Source organism: Nocardioides endophyticus (genome assembly GCF_039543845.1).
Taxonomy (GTDB): Bacteria; Actinomycetota; Actinomycetes; order Propionibacteriales; family Nocardioidaceae; genus Nocardioides; species Nocardioides endophyticus.
In genome coordinates this window covers 301,881-325,825 of the sequence record NZ_BAABKN010000036.1, presented here as the reverse complement: position 1 = coordinate 325,825, position 23,945 = coordinate 301,881, and the positions used below count along the sequence as shown (strand labels likewise).

At 70.6% G+C, this 23,945-nt stretch carries 18 protein-coding genes; 14 read left to right on the top strand and 4 right to left on the bottom strand.

The window, feature by feature from the left end; all coding sequences use genetic code 11:
- Nucleotides 1-363 precede the first annotated feature (363 nt).
- The 4 genes from ppdK (at nucleotide 364) to ABEA33_RS26025 (ending at nucleotide 7,457) form a co-directional block, all read left to right on the top strand.
- Nucleotides 364-3,036: a pyruvate, phosphate dikinase gene (ppdK, locus tag ABEA33_RS26040; protein ID WP_345530043.1), complete on the top strand. Its 2,673-nt coding sequence runs from the start codon at nucleotides 364-366 to the stop codon at nucleotides 3,034-3,036.
- An 866-nt stretch (nucleotides 3,037-3,902) separates the two neighbouring features.
- Nucleotides 3,903-4,283, top strand: coding sequence for a RidA family protein (locus tag ABEA33_RS26035; protein WP_345530042.1), 381 nt, complete (start codon nucleotides 3,903-3,905; stop codon nucleotides 4,281-4,283).
- 173 nt (nucleotides 4,284-4,456) lie between these two features.
- A complete protein-coding gene (locus ABEA33_RS26030; RefSeq protein WP_345530041.1) occupies nucleotides 4,457-6,184 on the top strand; it encodes a DEAD/DEAH box helicase in 1,728 nt (575 codons plus the stop codon).
- Nucleotides 6,185-6,329: 145 nt separating this feature from the next.
- Complete coding sequence (locus tag ABEA33_RS26025) at nucleotides 6,330-7,457, top strand: glycosyltransferase (RefSeq protein WP_345530040.1); 1,128 nt, start codon at nucleotides 6,330-6,332, stop codon at nucleotides 7,455-7,457.
- A 212-nt stretch (nucleotides 7,458-7,669) separates the two neighbouring features.
- Here ABEA33_RS26025 and ABEA33_RS26020 read toward each other — a convergent pair whose 3' ends face one another.
- Genes ABEA33_RS26020 through ABEA33_RS26010 form a run of 3 tightly spaced genes read right to left on the bottom strand, consistent with a single transcriptional unit; the run spans nucleotide 7,670 to nucleotide 12,103 of the window.
- Nucleotides 7,670-8,788, bottom strand: a complete 1,119-nt coding sequence (locus tag ABEA33_RS26020; protein ID WP_345530039.1) for an alkaline phosphatase family protein — start codon at nucleotides 8,786-8,788, stop codon at nucleotides 7,670-7,672.
- Between the two features lie 11 nt (nucleotides 8,789-8,799).
- Nucleotides 8,800-9,390 (bottom strand): DUF5998 family protein, encoded by a 591-nt coding sequence (locus ABEA33_RS26015; RefSeq protein ID WP_345530038.1) that lies wholly within the window; start codon nucleotides 9,388-9,390, stop codon nucleotides 8,800-8,802.
- A gap of 25 nt (nucleotides 9,391-9,415) precedes the next feature.
- Entirely contained in the window at nucleotides 9,416-12,103 is a 2,688-nt protein-coding gene (locus ABEA33_RS26010) for a bifunctional acetate--CoA ligase family protein/GNAT family N-acetyltransferase (protein WP_345530037.1), read from the bottom strand.
- A gap of 99 nt (nucleotides 12,104-12,202) precedes the next feature.
- Here ABEA33_RS26010 and ABEA33_RS26005 point away from each other — a divergent pair, with 99 nt between their 5' ends.
- From ABEA33_RS26005 to ABEA33_RS25980, 6 genes are all read left to right on the top strand, one after another.
- Entirely contained in the window at nucleotides 12,203-14,677 is a 2,475-nt protein-coding gene (locus ABEA33_RS26005; protein WP_345530035.1) for a DNA gyrase/topoisomerase IV subunit A, read from the top strand.
- 4 nt (nucleotides 14,678-14,681) lie between these two features.
- The gene (locus ABEA33_RS26000) at nucleotides 14,682-15,404 is read left to right on the top strand and encodes an LppX_LprAFG lipoprotein (RefSeq protein WP_345530034.1); all 723 of its coding nucleotides are present in this window, start codon (nucleotides 14,682-14,684) and stop codon (nucleotides 15,402-15,404) included.
- Between the two features lie 7 nt (nucleotides 15,405-15,411).
- Nucleotides 15,412-17,208, top strand: coding sequence for an MFS transporter (locus ABEA33_RS25995; protein ID WP_345530033.1), 1,797 nt, complete (start codon nucleotides 15,412-15,414; stop codon nucleotides 17,206-17,208).
- 22 nt (nucleotides 17,209-17,230) lie between these two features.
- Complete coding sequence (locus ABEA33_RS25990) at nucleotides 17,231-17,725, top strand: beta-class carbonic anhydrase (RefSeq protein ID WP_345530032.1); 495 nt, start codon at nucleotides 17,231-17,233, stop codon at nucleotides 17,723-17,725.
- Nucleotides 17,726-17,806: 81 nt separating this feature from the next.
- Nucleotides 17,807-18,013 (top strand): hypothetical protein, encoded by a 207-nt coding sequence (locus tag ABEA33_RS25985; protein ID WP_345530030.1) that lies wholly within the window; start codon nucleotides 17,807-17,809, stop codon nucleotides 18,011-18,013.
- Nucleotides 18,014-18,020: 7 nt separating this feature from the next.
- Nucleotides 18,021-18,287, top strand: coding sequence for a hypothetical protein (locus tag ABEA33_RS25980; protein ID WP_345530029.1), 267 nt, complete (start codon nucleotides 18,021-18,023; stop codon nucleotides 18,285-18,287).
- Here ABEA33_RS25980 and ABEA33_RS25975 read toward each other — a convergent pair.
- The gene (locus ABEA33_RS25975; RefSeq protein ID WP_345530057.1) at nucleotides 18,269-20,257 is read right to left on the bottom strand and encodes a DNA gyrase/topoisomerase IV subunit B; all 1,989 of its coding nucleotides are present in this window, start codon (nucleotides 20,255-20,257) and stop codon (nucleotides 18,269-18,271) included. The two genes, ABEA33_RS25980 and ABEA33_RS25975, sit on opposite strands and share 19 nt — an antisense overlap.
- 538 nt (nucleotides 20,258-20,795) lie before the next feature.
- Between ABEA33_RS25975 and ABEA33_RS25970 the strand changes: the two genes are divergently transcribed.
- From ABEA33_RS25970 to ABEA33_RS25955, 4 genes are all read left to right on the top strand, one after another.
- Nucleotides 20,796-21,017, top strand: a complete 222-nt coding sequence (locus ABEA33_RS25970) for a DUF7455 domain-containing protein (RefSeq protein WP_345530028.1) — start codon at nucleotides 20,796-20,798, stop codon at nucleotides 21,015-21,017.
- A 100-nt stretch (nucleotides 21,018-21,117) separates the two neighbouring features.
- Complete coding sequence (locus tag ABEA33_RS25965) at nucleotides 21,118-21,594, top strand: DUF456 domain-containing protein (RefSeq protein WP_345530027.1); 477 nt, start codon at nucleotides 21,118-21,120, stop codon at nucleotides 21,592-21,594.
- Nucleotides 21,591-22,424 carry an EamA family transporter gene (locus ABEA33_RS25960; RefSeq protein WP_345530026.1) on the top strand — a complete coding sequence of 278 codons (834 nt, stop codon included), beginning with the start codon at nucleotides 21,591-21,593 and terminating at the stop codon, nucleotides 22,422-22,424. Before ABEA33_RS25965 ends, ABEA33_RS25960 begins: the two co-directional genes overlap by 4 nt.
- Nucleotides 22,421-23,833: a phytoene desaturase family protein gene (locus ABEA33_RS25955; RefSeq protein ID WP_345530025.1), complete on the top strand. Its 1,413-nt coding sequence runs from the start codon at nucleotides 22,421-22,423 to the stop codon at nucleotides 23,831-23,833. The genes ABEA33_RS25960 and ABEA33_RS25955 overlap by 4 nt, the downstream gene beginning before the upstream one ends.
- The last annotated feature ends 112 nt before the right edge of the window (nucleotides 23,834-23,945 follow it).

Sequence of the window (23,945 nt, the reverse complement as noted above, 5' to 3'; positions counted from 1 at the left end):
GGACACCTGGACCGAGTCTGGCCAGACACCGATCCTGCAGGGAAGTGTCTAGTAGCCGCGATCCGGCGCGGTCGAAGTCTCAGCAGCGGCATGGCCAGTGAGAGTGAGCCGCCCCTTGCTGGCTCACGACATCGTGGCCGAAGCTGCGGTCGTCCTACTGGTCGTTCACGGTGCACTCGAAGATCGGGATCGTCCCGGTGGTGGACAGTGATCGAGGGCGCGATGGTCGGCTGCGGTCCCGTCGGACGGTCCGCAGCCGCCGATGGATCGCGATCGGTGGTTCACTGGCCCGAGGCGCCGGTCGACGCCAGCGACGTGGCCGGCAGTGGGATGAGCATGGTGAGCCAGCGGAGGTAGTGGGGCATGGTCTACGTGTACGGGTTCGCTAGCGGCAGCAAGGACCAGCGTGACCTCCTCGGCGGGAAGGGGGCGAACCTCGCCGAGATGACCAACCTGGGTCTGCCGGTGCCGCCCGGCTTCACGATCACTACAGAGGCGTGCCGCGCCTACCTCTCCGACGGCGGCGAGCCCGAGGGACTGGCGGAGGAGATCACGGAGCACCTGGCTGCGCTCGAGGATCGGATGGGACGCCGGCTCGGGCAGGTCGACGACCCGCTGCTGGTGAGTGTGCGGTCGGGGGCGAAGTTCTCGATGCCCGGGATGATGGAGACCGTCCTCAACATCGGGCTCAACGACGATTCGGTCGTCGGCCTCGCCCGTCAGAGCGAGGACGATCGGTTCGCGCAGGACTCCTACCGCCGGCTCCTGCAGATGTTCGGGGTGACCGTCCTCGACATCGACGCCGAGCACTTCTCCGAGGCGCTGGATGCCGCCAAGAGGGCACGCGGCACCGACGACGACCTCGGCCTCGACGCCGACGACCTGCGCGAGCTGGTCGGGACCTTCAAGGTCATCGTGCGCGAGCAGGCCGGTCGGGAGTTCCCGCAGGATCCGCGCGAGCAGCTCGATCTCGCGATGCGCGCGGTCTTCGACTCGTGGAACGGTGACCGCGCTCGGCTCTACCGCCGCCAGGAACGTATCCCCGATGACCTCGGTACTGCTGTCAACGTGCAGGCGATGGTGTTCGGCAACTTCGGCATGTCCTCCGGGTCCGGCGTCGCCTTCACGCGCGACCCGGCCAGCGGCGCCCAGGGCGAGTACGGCGACTACCTCCAGAACGCACAGGGCGAGGACGTGGTCGCCGGCATCCGCAACACCGTCAGTCTGGCTGAGCTCGCCGAGGTCGACCGCACCTCCCACGACGAGCTGATCGCGATCATGGCGCGCCTGGAGCGGCACTACCGCGACATGTGCGACATCGAGTTCACCGTCGAGCGCGGGAAGCTCTGGATGCTCCAGACCCGGGTGGGCAAGCGGACGCCGGAGGCGGCGTTCCGGATCGCCATCCACATGGTCGACGAGGGCCTGATCCAGATGGACGAGGCCGTCACCCGGGTCACCGGGGAGCAGCTCGCGCAGCTGATGTTCCCGCGGTTCGACGAGTCCGCCGAGCGGGTCCTGCTCGCGACCGGCATGAACGCATCCCCCGGCGCTGCGGTCGGCAAGGCTGTCTTCGACTCCGACACCGCCGTGGAGTACGCCGCCCGCGGCGAGGACGTGATCCTGGTCCGCAAGGAGACCAACCCCGACGACCTGCGCGGGATGGTCGCCGCTCGCGGCATCCTCACCAGCCGCGGCGGCAAGACCTCCCACGCGGCGGTCGTCGCGCGCGGCATGGGCCGTACCTGCGTGTGCGGCGCCGACGCGCTCGACGTCGACACCAAGGCGCGCGAGTTCCGCACCCGCGACGGCGAGGCGGTTCGCGAGGGCGACCTGATCTCGATCGACGGTACGAACGGCGAGGTGTACGCCGGCGCGGTCCCGGTCTCGGCAGCCCTGGTCGTGCGCCACTTCGAGGGCGAGAAGGTCGACGACGACCTGGTCAGCGCGGTCGCCCGGATCATGGCGCACGCCGACGGCGCCCGACGTCTCCGGGTGCGCGCGAACGCCGACACCCCCGATGACGTCGCCCGCGCCCGGCGGTTCGGCGCGCAGGGCATCGGACTGTGCCGCACCGAGCACATGTTCCTCGGCGACCGGCGCGAGCTGGTCGAGCGGCTGGTCGTGGCCGAGAGCGAGGACGACCAGGCCGCTGCACTGGAGGCACTCCTCCCCCTGCAGCGCCAGGACTTCACCGAGATCTTCGAGGCGATGGACGGCCTTCCGGTGACCATCCGGTTGATCGACCCCCCACTGCACGAATTCCTTCCCGATCTGACCGACCTGTCGGTCAAGGTCGCGCTGGCCGAGGAGCGCGGGACAGTCGACGAGCATGACCGCGTGTTGCTGCAGCACGTCCGCCGACTGCACGAGCAGAACCCGATGCTCGGCCTGCGCGGCGTACGCCTCGGCATCCAGATCCCTGGCCTCTTTCGGATGCAGGCCCGTGCCATCCTGGAGGCGGCAGCCGACCGGACCGCCGCCGGGATGCGGCCGGTGCCGGAGATCATGATCCCGCTGGTCGCCAGCGTGCGGGAGCTCGAGATCGTCAAGGCCGACATCCTCGCTGTCGCGCAGGAGATCGAGGAGAGCCGCGGGGTCACGCTCACCTACTCGGTCGGTACGATGATCGAGCTGCCGCGGGCGGCGTTTCTGGCAAACCGGATCGCCGCAGAGGCGGAGTTCTTCTCGTTCGGCACCAACGACCTGACCCAGATGGCGTGGGGCTTCTCGCGCGACGACGTCGAGGCGTCGTTCTTCTCGCGCTATTTCGAGCACGCGATCTTCGACGTCTCCCCCTTCGAGTCACTTGACCAGCTGGGAGTAGGCGGGATGGTCGAGATGGGCACCAAGAAGGGCCGAAAGGCCCGGCCCGACCTCAAGGTCGGCGTCTGTGGCGAGCACGGCGGCGACCCGCGCTCGATCCACTTCTTCGACAAGGTCGGGCTCGACTACGTCTCCTGCTCGCCGTTCCGCATCCCCATCGCACGACTCGAAGCCGGCCGCTCCGTGCTCATCGCGAGAACGAACAAGTAACAGGCCGCCAGAGATTCACCCTCGGAGCGTCGCAGGCTGGCCAGTCGTTTGGTCTGCCTGGCACGAACGTAGCGTCTCAGCGCCACGCCTGACGCTCATGGGCTGCACCCATGCCGCTTGGGGTCGTCCCACCTGGGACTCGACATGCAGATCTCAGGCTAACTCGTTGTCTTCGCCGATCGCCGGGCACCGGCGTCGATCTGAGTGGCGCGTGATCTTTCAAGCGCGACCGTGCCGCTCCCGACGAAGGAGTACGCGGATCCACGGGTAGAGGAACACGGCAACGATGATCCCGAGGATGAGGAGCGCGGTCTTCACTCCTCCAGTGTGCTCGTCGAAAGGCAGGACGTCCGGATCTGCCGCGATCAGCGCGCCCGAGGGTTACGCCTATCCGCCGACAGCCGGAAGCTCGGGGATTTGTGGTGCTGCCGACGACCTAGTGGCTTGCACAACTCGACCGGTCAGTAAGCGTCGGTGTAGTCGACGAGCGCGAGAACCACCATTGAGTCGCCACCGAAACTCGACCTGAGCCGGTAACCGTGCCAGTTCCCCCGGCGTGCCTGGATCACCGTCCAGGAACTCGCGTGCCAACGGAACGCCTGCGAAATCGGCATCACCATCGGGGCCTGAGAGAGCCTCCAGGTCTTCGTCGAAGACCAGTGCCTCCGCAATCTCCAGGACCTCCGCAACCTCGTCAGCTCTGGTGGCCGAGAGTGTGTCCAAAGAGCGGCGGAGCCGATCCGACATGGCGTCGGCGGGCTTCAAAGCTGCGTCTTGTCACCGCCTCACGGGCATATGCACGCCACGCGCCGGCGAGCGCTTCCGCAGAACTTCGGACGATGGGACGATCAACCAGGAGGTCCGAGATGCCCCGTCAGATCATCACGACATCCAACGCGCCGAGCTCGCCGCTCTTCAGCCAAGGAGTCAGAGCCGGGTCCCAGGTGTTCGTCTCGGGAACGACCGGCGTCGACCCGAGCACCGGTCGCATGGCCGGTGACACCATCCAGGCTCAGACCCGGCAAGCGTTGGCGAACTGCGAGGCCATCCTGCGGGAGGCTGGCGCGACGCTCGATGACGTCGTCGAGGTAGGCGTGCTGCTCACCGACCCGGGCGACTTCGCCGGCATGAACGAGGAGTACGCCCGTTGGTTCCCCTCTGATCCGCCGGCCCGCTACGCGGCCAAGCTGGGAGCCGAGATACCAGGACTGCTCGTCTCGATACGCATGACGGCATCCCTCCAGTAGCCCTCCGGCGTTCTCGGACGACCACATGTTGATGGCGCTGTACGGCGACGAGTAGGTCTCGGCCTTCTTCCCCACCGGTCGACACGAGCACGGGCAGACCGGCGGTCCTGACTGCGCAGCGGTCCTGGGCGAGCCAGCTCTGATCGACGGCGAAGCCCCGATAGCGTCCGGGGGTGCCCAGTCGTCGCCCGTCCAGTGCTCGTCGGCGCAGCGCGTCACCGCGCCGGAGCGGGACGCGACAGCGGCCGTTGCCGGCCGTGGGGCCAGGCGAGCGACTGTGGGTCCTCGACGTCCCCTACGGGACGCAGGTCGATGGCGCCAGCTGGCACCCGGAGGTCAAGACCCACCTGTACGTCGGCCGCGCTTTGCCCGCACACCTCGCGCCGTACGCCCCGAGTCCGTACACGCTGGGTCGGTTCATCGAGAACACCCTCAACCCCGACGACCCGACGCCCAGCCCGGAGCCGACCGACTCGCTCGAGCCCAGGAGGATCCAGTTCGAAGCGGCCGACGCGATCGCGGCGCGGGCCGCGGCGGGCGGACGGCAGTTCCTGCTGGCCGACGAGCCCGGCGTGGGCAAGACGATCTCCGCGGTCCTCGGGGCGACGGCGGTAGGCGACCTCCGCGGCGCGCGACGGGTGCTCGTCGTGGCCGACCGGCCCGCCGCGATCACGATCGGCCACTGGTGCCGCACCATCTCAGCACTGGGCGACGGAGGTCTGGATTGGGTCGTGATCACCTGGGACCGGCTGGAAAAGGTCACGGACCACACGTGGGACGTGATCATCGCGGACGAGGCCCACGCGCTGCGACGTACGACGACGAAGCGGTGGAAGCACTGGGTGCGGATCTCGGGCCACGGGCGGCCGCACGACAAGGCCCCGTTCGTCATCGCGACGACCGCGACCCCTGGGCACACGCCGCTGGAGCTGCCCTACCTAGCTCCGGCATATGCGCAGGTGCTCGACGAGCCGATGCAGGAGTGGACCTCGGCGGCGCAACCCGGGGTCGCGTTCGCCGCCGCGCTCGAACGCCACGGCGTGGGGGTGGAGCAGGGGCGCTACGGCGCGACCTGGACCACCGACGCGGCGCGACGCACCGCGGACCTCAAGCTGGTGCGCGGCTGGCTCGCCGACGAGCGACCCCCGGCGATGCTGCACCGCGCCGCGCCGTGGGGGCCGGTGCCGATCTCCGGCATGCCGGTGGCGCTCACACCGGCGGAGCGGACGGCGTACGAAACTGAGTGGGGCGAGTTCTGTCGTGAGATGGAGATCGCCCGACGTGGCCGAAGCGTCGCGAAGGGCCGAGCCGCGCTGCTGCGCTTCCGGCAGAAGGCCGGGCTGATCCGGGTCGACTCGACGGTCGCCTGGATCGCCCAGCAGGTCCAGGCCGAGCGACAGGTGGCGTGCTCGGTCGAGTTCGTCGCCACCGCCGCCGACCCGATCGCCGACCGGCTGCGTGACTCCGGCATCGACGTGGCCACGATCTACGGCCGCGACCGATTCGACCCCGAGGCCGAGCGGCTCCGGTTCCAGACCGGACGAGCGAAGGTCTGCATATTCACCACGGTCGCCTCGATCAGCCTGCACGCCGGCGAGACCCTTGCCGACGGCCGCCGGGCGAGCACCGAGCCGCGAGTCGGCGTCTTCCACCAGGCCCGCTTCTCGGGAATCGCCGGACGGCAGGTGACCGGCCGCACCCACCGCGACCACCAGGTCTCGCCGTGGCACATCGCGTACGCCGAGGGCACGGTCGAGGAGCAGGTCGGCAAGGTGATGGTGGAGCGGATCGCCGCAGCCTCCGACACGGTGGGAAGCGATACCACCGGTCTCGCCGACCTCGCCCAGCTCCTCGGGGCCGACTGGCTGCCGGCCGCGACCCTGACCGAGGAGGGCACCTGACCGAGGCTCGGCTCAGGTACGGGGATCACCGGTGGAGCCACCAGCGGGAAGACTGCGCTCGATGCCCGTTGCCGCCGCGACCCGGTGTCGCTTCGGCAACGGGCATCGGGTGTACGGCCGGTGGAGTCCGTGTCACATTGATGGCGTGGCCAGAGTGCTGTTCACAGCGTGCCCGGCGTACGGGCACGCGCTGCCGATGCTGCCGCTGATCCGGGCGGCACAGCGCGGCGGCCACGACGTGCGGGTTGCCACGGGTCCGAACCTCACCGGTCCCCTGGCCGCTCGCGGGCTGGACGCGCACGCCGTCGGGCCGAGCTGGGAGACTGCGTGGTCCGCCCACGAGGCGGTGTGGGCAGACCAGGACCTCTCAGACGAACAGAAGATGATGGATGGGGTCGTCGCACTGTTCGGCACACCTGCGCTCCAACGGCTCGACGACCTGGTTGCCATGGCCTCGGAGTGGCGGCCCGACATCGTCGTCCACGAGGTCCTGGAGCAGGCCGGATCCATGTTGGCCCACAGGCTCGCGATCCCGGGCGTTGTGCACGGCATCGGACCGATGTTCCCCTTCTACGCCCCACTCATCAGCGCGGCCGGCGCCGCCATCGGCGAGCCTCAGCTGTGGGCGCAGCTCTCGACCGAGCAGGCCGTGGACCTCTGCCCGCCCTCGTTGCAGCCGGACGCGCCACCGCCCTGGCCCGGGGCCGTCGCGGTCCGGCCGAGCGCTGGCGAGGGCCAACCACTGCCACCCGACCTGGCCGACGCGCTCGCGTCAGATCGCCCCGTTGCCTACTTCACCCTGGGCACCGTCAAGAACGCCGACACGTCCGACTTCATGACCGGCCTGCGGGCCCTCGCGGCGTACGACGGCGTGGTGATTGCCACCACGGGACGCCGGCTCGACCGCGACGAACTGGGGCCGATACCCGCCAACGCCGTGGTTGCCGAGTTCGTGCCCCAAGCCCCTCTGCTGGAGCGGGCCGACCTGCTGGTCTCGCACAGCGGGTCAGGCACGATGCTCGGAGGCCTCGTGCACGGCGTGCCGCAGGTCGCCCTGCCGCGCGGGACCGACCAACCGGACAGCGCCGCGCTCCTGGTCCGTGCGGGCGCGGGGATGCTCGTCGCTCCGGAGGACTACGCGGTCGAGCCGATCGCAGCCGCCGTCGCCGCAGTCACGCAGGACCCGGCGTTTCGGGCAGCGGCCGAGCGAGTCCGCGATGAGATCGCCGCGATGCCCGAGGCCGGAACCGTGTGGGCTGGACTGGGGTTCTGACCCCGAGGAACACGACCTTCTTCGTCCGATTTCCAGCAGAGGCGTGCCCGGAGAACTACCGTCGTCGGCCGTCCTTCCCCCCATCCGAAGGAAGCCCATGAACCCGCTCGGCCAAGGTCAGTCTGTCCGTCGTCACCGCACCGACGACACGAGCCACAATGCGGGCGCCGGCGCTCAGGCCGTCGTCTCCAAGATCGGCTGAGCCCGGGGCCTCAGCTGATGAGCAGCGGGATCAGCATCTCGTCGGGGGTCAGCGAGCCGTGCAGGCCGACCAGGGTGGCTTCGTACGGGAAGTCGGTGGTCGAGAGGATCGCGGTCTCGCCCTGGCAGGCGACGACGACGTCTCCGAGGCGGGGCAGTACGCCGGGCAGCACGGGGCCGAACCAGCCTCGTGCGATCGCGTCGTGGCGGGCGAGCACCAGGGCACGGTCGCCGAGGATGCTGGTCCAGGTCGCGACGACGTCGTCGACGGCGCCGCGCTGGCAGTAGAGGTGTCGGAACCGCGCCTCGCCGCCGAGCAGGGCGACGCCGTCGCGCAGCTCCGTGCGCTCGTCGACGTCGATCCGACTGGAGGGGGCAGAGTCGATCATGCCGTGGTCGGCCACGACGAGCAGGCGGACGTTGGTCGGCAGCGCCTCGCGCAGCTGCTCGGCCTCGGCGTCGACCATCGACAACTGTTGCAGCCACGGGCTCGAGGCGACGCCGTAGCGGTGCCCGGTCCAGTCGAGGTCGCCGTCGTAGAGGTAGGTCAGCGAGGCGCGCTCCACCGACGCCGCGACCGCGGCCGCGATCCGCTCGCCGACGCGGTCGGCGCCGACGTACTCGGCGCCGCGGTGCGCGGCGACGGTCAGCCCGCTGCCGCGGAACTCCCGCTTGTTGACGACCGTGACGGTGGCGCCCAGGCGCCGGAGGCGGGCGAACGCGGTGTCGTGCGGCTGCCACTCGAGCGGGTCGACGTCCTTGTCCCACATGAGCGCGTTGAGCAGCTTGTCGGTGCCGGGCACGCGTGAGGTGAAGCCGACCAAGCCGTGCGAGCCCGGCGGCAGCCCGGTGCCGAAGGAGGTCAGGCTGGTCGCCGTCGTGGACGGTACGCCGGCGGTGCCGGTCGGGTTGTGCTCGAGGAGCGAGGACAGGAACGGTGCCGCGTGGGCGTAGCGCTCCAGCAGCCGGGCGCCGAGCCCGTCGACCAGGAAGACGACGTACGCCGGGGCGCCAGGAAGCGTCAGCCCGGTCGGCGGATCACCCAGAGGTACGCCGAGGGCCGCCGCGACCGCCGGCACCACGTCGCCCAGCGAGCGCTCGCCGTACGCCGGCTCGAGGAAGTCCTGCACGCCGGCGTCGATCAGTGCGCGTGCGTGCGCGCGGAGAGCGACTCGGCGAAGGTCAGCAGCCCGTCGACCGCGTCCGTGCCGTCCGCCGCCGCGGACACCCGCAGCGAGAAGTCGTCCGAGGCGAGCACCCCCGTGTAGCCGTGGTCGGCGTCGCACTGCGGGTCGTTGCACCCGGCCGGCTCGAGGTCGAGCCTGCTCACGCCGCCCCACCCGATCGTCATCACGGCCTCGGCCGGCGGCTGCGGCCCGGAGGTCGGGTTGGCGACCATCCGGGTCACCACCACCGAACGCACCGAGCTCAGCCGGATCGCCTCGGTCGAGGTCGACGTGTAGGGCTCCGGCAGCAGGTCGTCGCCGTCGTGCTCGTCGGTGTGCGCCAGGATCAGCCGGCTCGGCGTCAGCACGGCCACCGACAGGTGCCGCCGGACCTCGTCGCGGTCGAAGGTCGGCTCGTGGTGCACGAAGAAGGAGACGACCTCCTCACCCGCGACCGCACTGTCGACGCCTTCGGCGACGACGTCGGGGTAGTAGCCCGTCCGGTCGATGGCGTCCCTGAGCTCCACGGCGCGGTCGCGACCGTCGGTGGTCCTGGTGCTGCGCATGTGGGAAGTGTGTCACGCACCTCCCTCAAGAGGGCAGCGTGTCCCCAGCGGGCTGCGACAGCCGGCGTACGAACCAGTCCGAGCGGGGGTCGACGACCGGGTCCACGCGCGCCGACGCAGTCAGCACGGTGGCCCCGTCGGCACCGGCGAGCACCAGCGAGAGCTCGAGGGCGCTGACCTGCGGCACGTCGTTCTGGAGCTGGGAGACCCGCTGGATCAGGCGCTCCACCTCCCCCACGTCGACCGCCTCGCTGCCGCGGTAGCCGAAGAGCATCGGGGCGGACTTGATCTCGCGCAACATCGCCGCCGCATCGCGCGCGCCGAGGGGCGGGATCCGGTAGGAGCGGTCGGCCAGCAGCTCGGTCAACGGGCCGGCGATGCCGAAGGAGACGACCGGCCCGAAGAGCGGGTCCTCGATCGAGCGGATCGCCACCGGCACTCCCGGCCGGGCGTTCTTCTGCACCACGAACCCGGCGCGCTCCGGCTCGGCGATCAGCGTGCCGAGCGTGTCCCACGCGTCCGCCATCTCGGCGGCGTCGTCGATGTTGCGCCAGACGTGGGCCTGGTCGGGCCGCTCCCGCAGGTGCTCGGCGGTCGCCTTGAGCACGACGTCCCAGCCCAGCGCCTCCCCCGCCGCGACCGCCTCGTCGCGACTGGCGACCTCGCGCGTCTGCCACAGCTCGATGTCGTACGCCGCCAGCAGCTCCGTCAGCGAGTCCAGGTCGAGCTCGGTCCCCTCCGGGTGCTCGGTGAGGATGCGCGTGACCAGGCGCTTGGCGCCGGCGGCGTCGACGGCCGTGGGGTCCACCGGCTCGCCGTCGGGGGTGCGCAGCCACACGGCGTACTCGACGACCCGCGCGAGGGCCCGCACGGCAGCCTCCACGCCGGGGTACGACGGCACCGAGCCGCGGCCCGCCGTCGAGCCGGCCACGTCGGGCACGCGCAGCAGCTCGGGCACGCCCTCGGCACCGAGGAACGAGGACACCAGAGGCTTGTCGGACTGCTCGCCGACCGCGGCCAGCACGTTGGCGACGTCCTCGCCCGACACGTTGATCGGGGGGACGTAGACCGCGATCACCGAGTCGGTCTCGGGGTCGTCGATCGCCGCGTCGAGAGCGTCCTCGAAGTCCTCGGCGCTCGCCTCGGCGCCGAGCGCGATCGACTTGTTGACGACCAGCCCGACGGCGGCACCGGCGTCGGCGGCGAGCAGGCCGAGCGCGTCGGAGTTGCCGACGATCGCCACCCGGCGCCCACGCGGCAGCGGCTGGTGGGCGACCAGCTGGGCGACGTCGAACATCTCCTCGAGCGTGTCGACCTGGATCACCCCGGCCTGGCGGAACATCGCGTCGACAGCGGCTGGCGGCGCCACGATCTTGCGGACGGCGTGGCCCATCGGCACGCCCTGCGTCGTACGCCCCGAGCGCACCGCGATGATCGGCTTGCGCAGCGAGACCCGGCGGGCGATGCGGGAGAACTTGCGAGGGTTACCGATCGACTCCAGGTAGAGCAGCACGACCTCGGTGGAGTCGTCCTCCTCCCAGTACTGGAGGAGGTCGTTGCCCGACACGTCGGCGCGGTTGCCGGCGCTGACGAAGGTCGAGAGGCCGAGGCCCCGGTTGTAGACCTTCTCGAGGATCGCGGTGCCGAGAGCACCGGACTGGCAGAAGAAGCCGGCCCGGCCGCGCGGCGGCATCAGAGGCGAGAGGGACGCGTTGAGCGAGACCTTGGCGTCGGTGTTGATGATGCCCAGGCAGTTGGGCCCGATCAGGCGCAGGCCGTAGGAGCGCGAGAGCCCGACGAGCTTGCGCTGCTTGACCCGGCCCTCCTCGCCGGTCTCGGCGAAGCCGGCAGACACGACGATCAGGCCGTGCACGCCCTTGGCCGCGCAGTCCAGCACGACGTCCTGCACGTACTCGGAGGGTACGGCGACGATGGCGACGTCGACCTCGTCGGGGATGTCGGTGACCGACTTGTACGTCGGGAGCCCCGACACGGCGTGCGACGTCGGGTTGACGGCGTACACGCGGCCGCTGAAGTCGCCGGTGATCAGGTTGCGCACCAGCGCCTGACCGATCGTCTCCTGGCGGCGGCTGGCGCCGATCACGGCGACCGAGCGGGGGTTGAAGAACCGGTCGATCGACGCGGCCTCGGCCTTGTGCTCGCGGGCGGACATCAACCCGATGGCCGTGTCAGTGGGGTCGATCGAGAACTCGAGCTGGAGCACGCCCTCGTCGTACTCGCTGGCCACGCGGTAGCCGGCGTCGCGGAAGGTCTGGATCATCCGGGTGTTGTCGGGCAGCACCTCGGCCACGAACCGCTCCACGCCGCGCTCGCGGCCCGCCTGGGACAGATGCTCCAGCAGCAGCTGCCCGATGCCGCGGCCCTGGTGCTGGTCCTCGACCAGGAAGGCGACCTCGGCCTCGCCCGGCCGGATCACGTCGTAGCGGCCGACGGCGATGATCCGGCCCTGCAGGGTCAGCACGAGGGCGACCCGGTTGACGTTGTCGACGTTGGTGAAACGGTCGACGTCGCGGTCGGAGAGCCGGGGCATCGGTGAGAAGAACCGGTAGTACTTCGACTGGTCGGAGACCCGGGCGTAGAACTCGACGAAGACCTCGCGGTCCTCGGGACGGATCGGCCGGATGTGAGCGGTCCGTCCGTCGCGGAGCAGGACGTCGGCCTCCCAGTGCGTGGGGGCGTCGGTGGCGGTCACGCGTGAAATCTAGCGTGGCAGGGTAAACGCGGCGTTCCCGCGACGGTCCACGGCGTGCCCCCGACGAATCTGTCGGCGGCAGTTGAGAGAATCGCCGGCATGGCGCGGCGCAGCACGAAGGAAGAACTCCCCGACGACTTCGAGGAGCACATCCTCGACACGGACATCAAGGACGAGATGGAGACGTCCTTCCTCGAGTACGCCTACTCCGTCATCTACTCCCGGGCGTTGCCCGACGCTCGCGACGGCCTCAAGCCCGTGCAGCGGCGGATCCTCTACACGATGAACGACATGGGCCTGCGGCCCGACCGCGGTCACGTCAAGAGCGCCCGCGTCGTCGGTGAGGTCATGGGTCGGCTGCACCCCCACGGCGACGGCGCGATCTACGACGCCATGGTCCGGATGGCGCAGCCCTGGTCGATGCGGGTGCCGTTCATCGACGGGCACGGCAACTTCGGCTCGCCCGACGACTCCCCCGCCGCGATGCGTTACACCGAGGCCCGGATGGCCCCGGCCGCCGTCGCGATGACCGCGTCGATCGACGAGGACACGGTCGACTTCAAGCCCAACTACGACAGCCGCGAGTTCGAGCCGGCCGTGCTGCCCGCCGCGATCCCCAACCTGGTCGTCAACGGCACCACCGGCATCGCGGTCGGCATGGCCACCAACTGTGCCCCTCACAACCTGATCGAGGTCGTGCAGGCGCTCAGGCACCTGATCACGCACCCCAAGGCGACCGTCGACGACCTGATGCGCTTCATCCCAGGTCCCGACCTGCCGACCGGCGGCAAGATCGTCGGCCTCGAGGGCATCCGCGACGCCTACGAGAGCGGTCGCGGCTCCTTCCGGATGCGCGCGACCGCCCGGGTCGAGGCGATCACCAACCGGCGCAAGGGCATCGTCGTCACGGAGCTGCCGTACGGCGTCGGCACCGAGAAGGTCATCGAGCGGATCAAGCTGCTCGTGCAGAGCAAGAAGCTCCAGGGCATCTCGGACATCAAGGACCTCACCGACCGCAGCCACGGGCTGCGCCTCGTGATCGAGGTCAAGAACGGCTTCGTGCCCGAGGCGCTCCTCGAGCAGCTCTACAAGCACACGCCGATGGAGGACTCCTTCGGCATCAACGCCGTGGCGCTGGTCGACGGCCAGCCGCGCACGCTCGCGCTCAAGGAGATGCTCGAGGTCTTCCTCGAGCACCGCTTCGACGTCGTACGCCGGCGCTCGCTCTTCCGCCGCAAGAAGGCCGCCGACCGGCTGCACCTCGTCGAGGGTCTGCTCCTGGCGATCCTCGACATCGACGAGGTCATCCAGCTGATCCGCACCAGCGACAACGCCGCCGCGGCCAAGGAGCGGCTGATGACGGTCTTCGAGCTCAGCGAGATCCAGGCCGACTACATCCTCGACATGCCGCTGCGCCGGCTGACGAAGTTCTCCAAGCTCGAGCTCGACAAGGAGCAGTCCGAGCTGCAGCGGACCATCGAGGAGCTCGACGCGATCCTCGGCGACGACAAGCTGCTGCGCAAGGTCGTGTCCGACGAGCTCGCCGAGGTCGCCAAGACCTACGGCACCCCGCGGCGTACGGTCCTGCTCGAGTCGTCCGGCACGTCCGTCACCGCCACGGCCGTCGCGCTCGAGGTCGCCGACGACCCGTGCTTCGTCTACCTGTCCTCCACCGGGCTGCTCGCCCGCAGTGCCAACGCGGAGCAGCCCGGTCAGGGCGGCGGCCGCGCCAACCACGATGTCGTCGTGTCGATGGTCCGCGCGACGGCCCGAGGCGAGATCGGCGGCCTGACGAGCACCGGCCGGCTGGTGAAGATCGGCGTGCTCGAGCTGCCGCAGCTGCCCGACACTGCCAACGACCCGCACCTCGCAGGCGGCCTGCCGGTGAGCGAGATCCTGTCGCTCGATCCCGGGGAGCGCCTGCTCGGCCTGTGCACCCTGACCGCCGACGGGCCCGGACTCGCGCTCGGCACCCGCCAGGGCACCGTGAAGCGGGTCAACCCGGAGGTGCTCGGTCGCGACGACTGGGAGGTCATCCGGCTCGCCGACGGCGACGAGGTCGTCGGCGCGGTCGAGCTGACGACGGGCCGCGAGATCCTGTGCTTCGTCACCTCCGACGCCCAGCTGCTGCACTTCGGCGCCGACGGCGTACGTCCCCAGGGCCGCTCCGGCGGCGGCATCGCCGGCATCCGGGTCACCGCGGGTGAGCGGGTGACCTGGTTCGGTGCGGTCGACCCGGACGCCCCCGAAGGATCGGTCGTCGTCACGTCGTCCGGCTCCTCGACCGCGCTGCCCGGCACCGAGCCGGGCGCGCTCAAGGTCGCGCCGTTCTCGGAGTACCCCGCCAAGGGCCGGGCCACCGGCGGCGTGCGTTGCCACCGGTTCCTCAAGGGCGAGGACACTCTCGTCTTCGCCTGGGTCGGTACGGCGCCCGCCCGCGCGGCCGCCGCCAGCGGGTCCCCCATCGAGCTGCCCGCCGCGACCGGCAAGCGAGACGGCTCCGGCATCCCCGCGAGCCAGCCGATCGTGGCATGTGCCGGACCGGTCGCGGCGCGCGTCCATGTGGAAGGGTGACTCCGTGCTGACCCCTTCCCGTGGCCGAGCCCGCACCGTCGCCACCGTCCTGGCCGGCGTCCTGACCGCCCTGTCTCTGACCGCGTGCGGCGGCGACAGCGACGGCGGCGGAGGCTCCGACGCGGCCCCCGAGGACGTCTTCGCGGCCGCCAAGACCAACCTCGACGAGACCAGCGGCGTCAACCTGACGCTCAGCACCGACAAGCTGCCCGACGGTGTCACCGGCGTCGAGAAGGCCGAGGGCGTCGGCACGCACGCGCCGGCGTTCGAGGGCTCGATCACGGTCGTACTGTCGGGGCAGGCCTTCGAGGTTCCGGTCGTCGCGGTCGACGACAAGGTCTACGTACAGCTCCCCCTGACGACGGGCTACCAGGACATCGACCCAGCGGAGTACGGCGCTCCCGACCCGGCCCAGCTGATGAGCACCGACGCCGGCTTCTCCGCGCTGCTGCCGGCCACGACCGACGTCGAGAAGGGCGAGAGCGTCCGCGGCGGCGCCGACAACAAGGAGGTGCTGACCGAATACTCCGGCAGCGTTCCCGGCGACGTCGTCAAGAACGTCATCCCGACGGCCTCGGGCGACTTCGACGTCACCTACACGATCACCGACGACGACGAGCTGCGCAGCGCCGAGCTCACCGGCGTTTTCTACAAGGACTCCGACCCGATGACGTACGTCGTCACGTTCGAGGACTACGGCACCGAGAAGGACATCACCGCACCGTGACCCGGTCATGACGCGCTCGTCGCGCTGGCTGCTCGGTCTGGCCGCGGTGGCCGTGGCCTTCGCGGCCGCGGACACGTACGTCGTCGTGCTGGCGCTGCCCGACATGATGGCGAGCGCCGGCGTACCCGTCGAGCAGTTGCAGCGGGCGGCTCCCATCGTGTCGGGCTTCCTGCTCGGCTACGTCGCGATGCTTCCGCTGATCGGGCGGATCGCGGACCTCCGCGGCCGGGTGCCGGTGCTGGTGGCCGCGCTGCTGGTCTTCGCGCTCGGCTCCCTGGTCACGGCGCTGGCCTACGACATGCCGACGATGGTCACCGGGCGGTTCCTCCAGGGCGTCGGCGGCGGCGGTCTGGTGCCGGCGACGCTCGCCTTGGTCGCCGACCTCTACCCCGCCGAGCGGCGCGGGATCCCGCTCGGCATCGTCTCCGCCGTCCAGGAGATCGGCAGCGTGCTCGGTCCCCTGTTCGGCGCTCTGGTGCTCGCCTTCGCCGACTGGCGGGTGATCTTCCTGGTCAACCTCGCGGTGGGCCTGATCCTCGCCGCCGCGATCAAGCGGCTCTCGCCTCCGGTGGTTGAGGGTCCGTTGGTAGAGCAGGGAGGCGCGCCAGCGCCGAGCGTCGTCGAGACCCCAGCGAGGGCAGGGCGCCCCTTCGACTGGATCGGCCTCCTCCTCGCCCTCGTCACGTTCGTCACCGGCGTGCTCGTCTTCGTCCAGCCAAGCCAGCTGATGCGCGACCTGACCTACGGCCAGCTCTTCATCCCGATCACCGGCGACGGCCGCTGGCTGACCCCGCTCGGCGTGACCGCGATCGGCGCGTTCGTGCTGCTCGTGATCCGCTGCTGCACCGCCCGCCGCCCGTTGTTGGACATCCCCGGCTGGATCCGCACCGTCCGCGAGGCCGACGTGGTCGGTGCGGTGCTGCTGGCGCTGGCCCTGGCCGGTGTCATCCTGGCGTTCGCGACCGCCGACCCCAAGGTGCAGGTGTTCTCCGACCAGGGGCTCTGGTACCTCCTCGGCGCGGCGCTCGCCGCCGTCGCCTTCGTGCTCCACCTGCGCCGGGTCGACCAGCCCCTGGTGCCGGCCGGCGCGCTGCGTCGTACGCCCGCCTGGGGGGCCATGCTCGTCAGCTTCTTCATCGGCGCCGCGCTGATCGCGGCGCTGATCGACATCCCGCTCTTCGCCCGCACCACCGTCTACCCAGGCTCGCAGCTGATGGCGGCGCTGGTGCTGGTGCGCTTCCTGGTCGCGCTGCCGGTCGGCGCCGTCGTCGGTGGCTACCTCACACACCGGCTGCCGGCCGGCGTCGTCACCGCTGCGGGCATGGTGCTGGCCGCGGTCGGGTTCCTCTGGATGGCGACCTGGGGGCTCGAGTCGCTCGAGAGCCCGGTCGCGACGCTGCCGCTGGTGATCGGCGGGTTCGGCTTCGGGCTCGCGCTGGCCCCGGTCAACGCGGCAGTCCTGGCGAGCACAGCTGACGACGTGCACGGCCTGGCGAGCGCCTTCGTGGTCGTCTCCCGAATGGTCGGCATGCTGGTCGGCATCTCCGCGCTCACCACGATCGGTCTGCGCCGCTACTACTCCGAGCAGGCCGACGTCCCCTCGGTGCGCGACGTCTGCGACGGTGCCAGCCGTTGCGCGGAGTTCACCCGGTTGCTCAAGGTCGCGGGCATCGCCCAGGAGCAGACCGTCTTCACCGGTGCCGCCGTCTGCGCGCTGGTCGCCGCCGTACTCGCCCTCGTGCTCTTCCGCCGCGCACCCACCCGCGCCATCTCGACCGGCGACCTGCTGCGCTCCGCAGGCTGAGTCGTTGGCTAGTCTCCCAGTCGTGGATGACTTCGAGGACCTGCTCGCCGCCAACCGCGACTACGCCGCCAGCTTCGAGCTGTCCGGCTTCGACGGCATCGCGCGCGCCGGCGTCGCGATCGTCACCTGCATGGACTCCCGGATCGACCCGCTCCGGCTGATCGGCCTGACGCCCGGCGACGCCAAGATCTTCCGCAACCCCGGTGGCCGGGTCACTCCCCAGGCGCTCGAGGCGCTCGTGCTCGGCGTACACCTGCTCAACGTCGACCGGATCCTGGTCATCCCGCACACCCGCTGCGCGATGGCCTCGAGCACCGAGGCCGAGCTCCGCGAGCGGGTCGGCAAGTCGGCCGGCCAGGACGCCTCCTGGCAGTCCTTCCACGTCATCGAGGACCAGCGCGCCGCGCTCGCCGAGGACATCGCCCGGGTGCGCACCCACCCGCTGATCCCGGACTCCGTCCGGGTCGGCGGCTTCCTGTACGACGTCGACACGGGCCTGCTCGACCAGCAGCTCTGACGCCTGGGGCACTGGGCCGACGAGACGACGCTCGATCTGCTCCGGTACCTCGCTCGCCGGGTCGCTCACGACGCACTGCTGGTGATCGCGACCTCGGTGCGGCCTTCCGCTCCGGCGTACAGGAAGGCCGAGTCGCGGATCGCGTCCTTTGCGTCCGGGTCGGCGCCGACGCCGAGCAGCGCCCAGGACGTCGCCGCGCTGCCCGCCCTGGTCGCTGCCCACCTGACCGCCGGCCACCGGCTCGCCGGAGGTCGCAACCGCTCAGGACTCGACTTCCGAGGCCGATAGGCACCCCGTGGCTGATTACAACGTCCTCACGCACTCGGACATGGTCTCGGTCGGGCGCGCCCACTACCAGGGCTCGGCGGCCCGGGCGCCGGAGCACCACTACGTCGAGGCCACGATGATCGAGCTCACCACCAACCAGAGCTACGACTTCGTCGGTGTCGTACCCGCCTGGGGTGACCGCGAGCCGCTGTACATCTTCGACTCACGCCTCGTACTGCGTGACCAGGAGGAGAAGCATCGCCTCGGCGAGAGCCGTCAGGCGTCCAGGGCCTGAGCGTCCACCTCGTAGGCACCCTGCACGATGAACTCCTTGCGCGGGGCGACCTCGGGGCCCATCAGCAGCTCGAAGACCCCCGCCGCGCTCTCGGCGCTGTCGACCGTCAGCCGCCGCAGCGTGCGGTGGCGGGGATCCATGGTGGTCTCGGCCAGCTGGTCGGCGTCCATCTCGCCGAGACCCTTGTAGCGCTGCACCGGGTCCTTCCAGCGGACGTTCTTCTTCTTGAGGTCGGCCAGCTTCCGCTGCAGCTCGTCGTCGGAGTACGTGTAGACGTACTTGTCCATCCCCTTCTTGGGGTTGGAGATCTCGATGCGGTGCAGCGGGGGTACGGCGGTGTAGACCCGTCCGTCTGCGATCAGGTCCGGCATGTACTTGTAGAACAGCGTCGCCAGCAGGCAGCGGATGTGGGCGCCGTCGGAGTCGGCGTCGGCCATGAAGATGATCCGGCCGTAGCGGCGGGCCTCGAGCTCGAAGGTGCGTCCCGAGCCCGCGCCGACGACCTGGATGATCGAGGCGCACTCGGTGTTCTTGAGCATGTCGCCGACCGAGGCCTTCTGGACGTTGAGGATCTTGCCCCGGATCGGGAGCAGCGCCTGGAACTCGGAGTTCCGGGCCAGCTTCGCCGTGCCCAGCGCCGAGTCTCCCTCCACGATGAAGAGCTCGGTCTTCTCGTTGTCGGCGGCGCGGCAGTCGGCCAGCTTCGAGGGCAGCGCCGAGGACTCCAGCGCGTTCTTGCGGCGCTGAGTCTCCTTGTGCTGACGCGCGGCGATCCGGGTCTTGGCCGCGCCGGCGACCTTCTCCATGACCAGCTTGGCCTGGGCCTTCTCGGCCCGCTTGGTCGACGTCAGGAACTTCTTGAGCTCCGCCGCGACCACCTTGCGTACGACGGTCCGCGCGGCCGGCGTACCGAGGATCTCCTTGGTCTGACCCTCGAACTGCGGCTCCGCGAGGCGGACTGTCACGACGGCAGTCATGCCCTCCATGACGTCGTCCTTGGTGACGTCGTCGTCGTTGACCTTGAGCACCTTCGTCGCCTTCATGGCGTCGTTGAAGGTGCGGGTGATGGCGTTCTCGAAGCCGCTGACGTGGGTGCCGCCCTTGGGGGTGGCGATCACGTTGACGAAGGAGCGCATCACGGTCTCGTAGCCGGTGCCCCACCGCACGGCCACGTCGACGTGGAGCTCACGCTCGACGTCCTGGGGCGTCATGTGACCCTGCGCGTCCAGCATCGGGACCGTCTCGGTGAACGTGTCGGAGCCCTGCAGCCGCACGATCTCGGTGACCGGCTCGTCGGGAGCGAGGAAGTCCGCGAACTCGGCGATGCCACCGTCGTGGCGGAACTTCTCCTCCCGCGGGGTCTCGCCGCGCAGATCTCGGATCACGATCTCGAGGCCGGGGACGATGAACGACGTCTGGCGAGCGCGGCCGATCAGGTCCTCGAAGACGAACTCCGCGTCCTTGGTGAAGATCCGCCGGTCCGGCCAGAAGGTGATCCTGGTGCCCGACCTGCCCTTCGCGACCCGGCCGCCCTTGCGGGTCAGCCCGGACTTCGGCTCGAACGCCGCGTCCGGCCCCGGAGCAGCGAACACACCGGGCGCACCGTGCCGGAACGAGAGTCCCTGCTCCGACGGGGAGCGCTGGACGTCGATGTCCATCCGGGCCGAGAGCGCGTTGACGACCGACAGGCCGACGCCGTGGAGGCCGCCGGTCGCGACGTACGAGCCTCCGCCGAACTTGCCACCGGCGTGCAGCTTGGTCGCGACCACCTCGACACCGGGCAGCCCGGTCTTGGGCTCCTTGTCGGTGGGGATGCCGCGACCGTCGTCGTGGACCTCGGCGGAGCCGTCCGGGTGCAGGCTCACCTCGACGCGGTGGGCGGCACCGGCGAGGGCCTCATCGACCCCGTTGTCGATGATCTCCCAGAGGCAGTGCATGAGCCCGCGGGTGTCCGTCGAGCCGATGTACATCCCGGGCCGCTTGCGCACCGCTTCCAGCCCCTCGAGGACGAGGAGGTGAGCAGCGTTGTACGTGTTGTCGATCGTGGGGCTCCTGCAGGCTGGAAGTCCGATGGTGCGTCGACACCGAATCTACCTGCGACACGCCGGGCACCGATGAAGGCACGCCTGTGAGGAGCGGGTCTAGCGTGGTCACCACTTCCCCGAGCACGGCACCATCGATCCACTGGCACCACTGTTCGACCGGCATGCGACGTCACGATGTGGACACGATCGGCCTTCGGGAGGTCGAATCTGCAACGCGATGCCGACCCCGCGCGTCACACTCATCAACCACCGTGCGCACCTGCGGTGGGCAGCACCTCTGGACCAGCAAGTGAAATCTCCCGACCGGCAGCCTTTCGAGGTATGGAACTCTGCCGATGAGGGAAGACACAGCATGATTGGATGACGTGTCAGGCACCACGTAACGATCGGACCAGGACGGGAATCTTGGACCGGGTCGCTACGTTGAGCCAGATACCGAGGCAGGACGAGAAATGAGGCCGATGTGACTACTGCACTTGCCCCCAACACCGCAGCGCTCAGCGCCGTGGACCGTTGCGACCGTTGTGGCGCCCAGGCCTACCTCCGTGTGGAGCTCCAGTCGGGCGGTGAGCTGCTCTTCTGCGCCCACCACGCCCGTGAGCACGGAGACAAGCTCAAGGAGATCGCCGCCAACGTTGTCGACGAGACGCACAAGCTCTCCACCACGCCCTCCAAGACCGACTGACGAGGCTCGAGACCTTCGTACGGCTTCCACCACGGCCCCGGACTGATGTCCGGGGCCGTGGTGCATTTGTCGACCCCGAGCGTGTGACAGGGTGCTGCTCGTGACCGCCACGACCGTGATCGCCGCCCTGCTCGTGGCGGTCGGCCTGGTCGGCATCCTGGTCCCGATCCTCCCCGGCTCGATGCTCGTGGTCGGCGGCATCCTCGTGTGGGCGGTGGCCGAGGGCAGCGCCACCGGCTGGACGGTCTTCGCGGTCGCCACCGCGCTCGTCGTCGCCGGGGCGGTCGTGAAGTACGTCGTGCCCGGCCGCCGCCTCCAGGTCGCCGGCATCCCGGCCTCGACCCAGTGGGTCGGCGTCCTCGCCGGCGTCGTCGGCTTCTTCGTGGTCCCCGTGGTCGGGCTGTTCGTCGGCTTCGTGCTCGGTGTCTACCTCGCCGAGCTCCTCCGGGTCGGCAGCAAGGAGGCCTGGCCCTCGACTGTCCACTCGCTCAAGGCGGTCGGGCTGAGCATCGTCGTCGAGTTCGTCGCCGCCCTCGGCGCGACCCTCGTCTGGGTGGGCGGCGTCGTCGCGACATGAGCATCCTGCTGTCCCTCTTCGCCGCGGCGTCCTACGGCCTGGGCGACTTCAACGGCGGCATCTTCTCCCGGCGCGGCGGCGCCTGGGCGGTCTCGCTGGTCGCCCAGCTGGCCGGTACGGCGCTGGTGCTGGTCCTGGTCGCCTTCGACGGCGGCTCCCCCACAGGCGCCGACCTCGCCTGGGCGGTCGTCGCCGGCGTCGGCAACGGCTTCGGTACGGCGTTCCTCTACCGCGGACTCTCCTCCGGCCGGATGGGCGTCGTGGCTCCGGTCTCCGGGGTCGGCGCGGTGCTCGTCCCGGTCGTGGTCGGCGTGCTCGCGGGCGAACGCCCCGGCGCCCTGGTCTGGGTCGGTGTGCTGCTCGCGCTCCCGGCGATCTGGCTGGTCTCCCGAGAACCGGCCGCGGGCCCGACGCCCGGTGCGGGCTCGGGGATCCTGGACGGCGTCCTGGCGGGTCTGGGCTTCGGCACGCTCTTCGCCGCCCTGGCGCAGATCCCGGAGGAGGCCGGCTTCCTGCCGCTAGCGCTCAACCAGCTCGTCGCCGGCGGCGCGATCATCCTCGTCGCGCTGGCGCTGCACCAGGACTGGGTCCCCCGCAACCGGTACGCACTCGGCGGAGCCATCAGCGGCGCACTGGGCGCACTGGCCACCGGCCTCTTCCAGGTCGCGACCCAGCACGGCTACCTGACCGTGGCCGCGGTCATCACGTCGCTCTACCCCGCCTTCACCGTGCTGCTCGCGGCCACCGTGCTCCGCGAGCACATGCATCGCACCCAGGCGCTCGGACTGGCGCTCTGCGCCGGAGCAGTCGTGCTGGTGGCCGCGGGATGAGCACCGACGCGGTCGTCGTCGGCTCGGGGCCCAACGGGCTCGCGGCCGCGATCACACTCGCCCAGCGCGGCCTCAGCGTGACGGTGCTCGAGGGACACGACGAGATCGGCGGCGGGACCCGGACCTCCGAGCTCACGGTGCCGGGCGTCCTGCACGACATGTGCTCGGCCATCCACCCGTTCGGCGTCGGCTCGCCGTACCTCCGGAGCCTGCCCCTCGCCGACCACGGCCTGGTGTGGCGGTGGCCCGAGATCGACCTGGCGCATCCGCTCGACGACGGTACGGCGGCGGTCATGCTGCGCTCGATCGACGAGACGGCCACCGGACTCGGGGCCGACGGGGACCGCTGGCGCGGCGTCTTCGGACCGCTCGCGCGGCAGTACGACGACCTCGCCCCCGAGGTGCTCGGGCCGGTCGCCCACCTGCCCAGACGGCCCGTCCTGCTCGGCCGTTTCGGACTCCGCGCGGCACTGCCGGCCGACGTCCTCGCCCGGCGCTTCGCGACCGAGGCGGCCCGGGCACTCTTCGCCGGGTGCGCGGCCCACATCTGCCGCCCGCTCGACCGGCCCTCGACCGCGGCCGTCGGCACCATGTTGATCGCCGCCGGTCACCGGCACGGCTGGCCGGTCGCCGAGGGTGGCTCGCGGGCGATCACGGACGCGCTCGCCAGCCTGCTGCGGTCGATGGGGGGTCGAGTCGAGACGGGAGTCCAGGTGCGCTCGGTCGCCGACCTGCCGGACGCCCGCCTGATGCTCTTCGACACCACTCCCACCGCGTTCGCCGATATCGCCGGCGACCGGCTGCCACCGCGCCGGGCGCGGTCCCTGCGTCGCTGGCGGTACGGCGTCGCGGCGTACAAGATCGACCTGGCCGTGCGGGGCGGTGTCCCCTGGACGGCCGAGCCCTGCCGGCGCGCGGGCACCGTGCACGTCGGTGGCACCTTCGAGGAGATCGCCGATGCCGAGGCGGAGGCGGCCCGCGGCGTGCTTCCAGCGCGGCCGTTCGTGCTGGTCGGTCAGCAGTACCTCGCCGACCCGACCCGCTCCGCCGGCGACGTGCACCCGGTCTGGGCCTACGCCCACGTGCCGCACGCGTACGCCGGCGACGCGACCGACCTGGTGCTCGACCAGATCGAGCGGTTCGCGCCGGGGCTGCGCGAGCGGATCGTCGGCCAGCACGTCACCGGGCCGGCGGACTTCGCGGCGTACAACCCCAACTACGTGGGCGGCGACATCGCGGCAGGCACCAACACGGTGCGCCAGCTCCTGGTCCGACCCCGGCCCACGCTCGACCCCTACGCCACCGGCATGCCCGGCGCCTTCCTCTGCTCCTCGTCGACTCCGCCGGGTGCCGGCGTGCACGGGATGTGCGGCCATCGGGCCGCCCTGCGGGCACTGCAGGACCGCTGACTCCGGACATCCGGGGCCCACGGAGCGCACGGGACCCTCGTCGTGGACCAGCTGACCCAGGAATCTCAGTCAGTCGTCCGCTACCGGGAACGCTCCCATCTCGGTAGCGTTC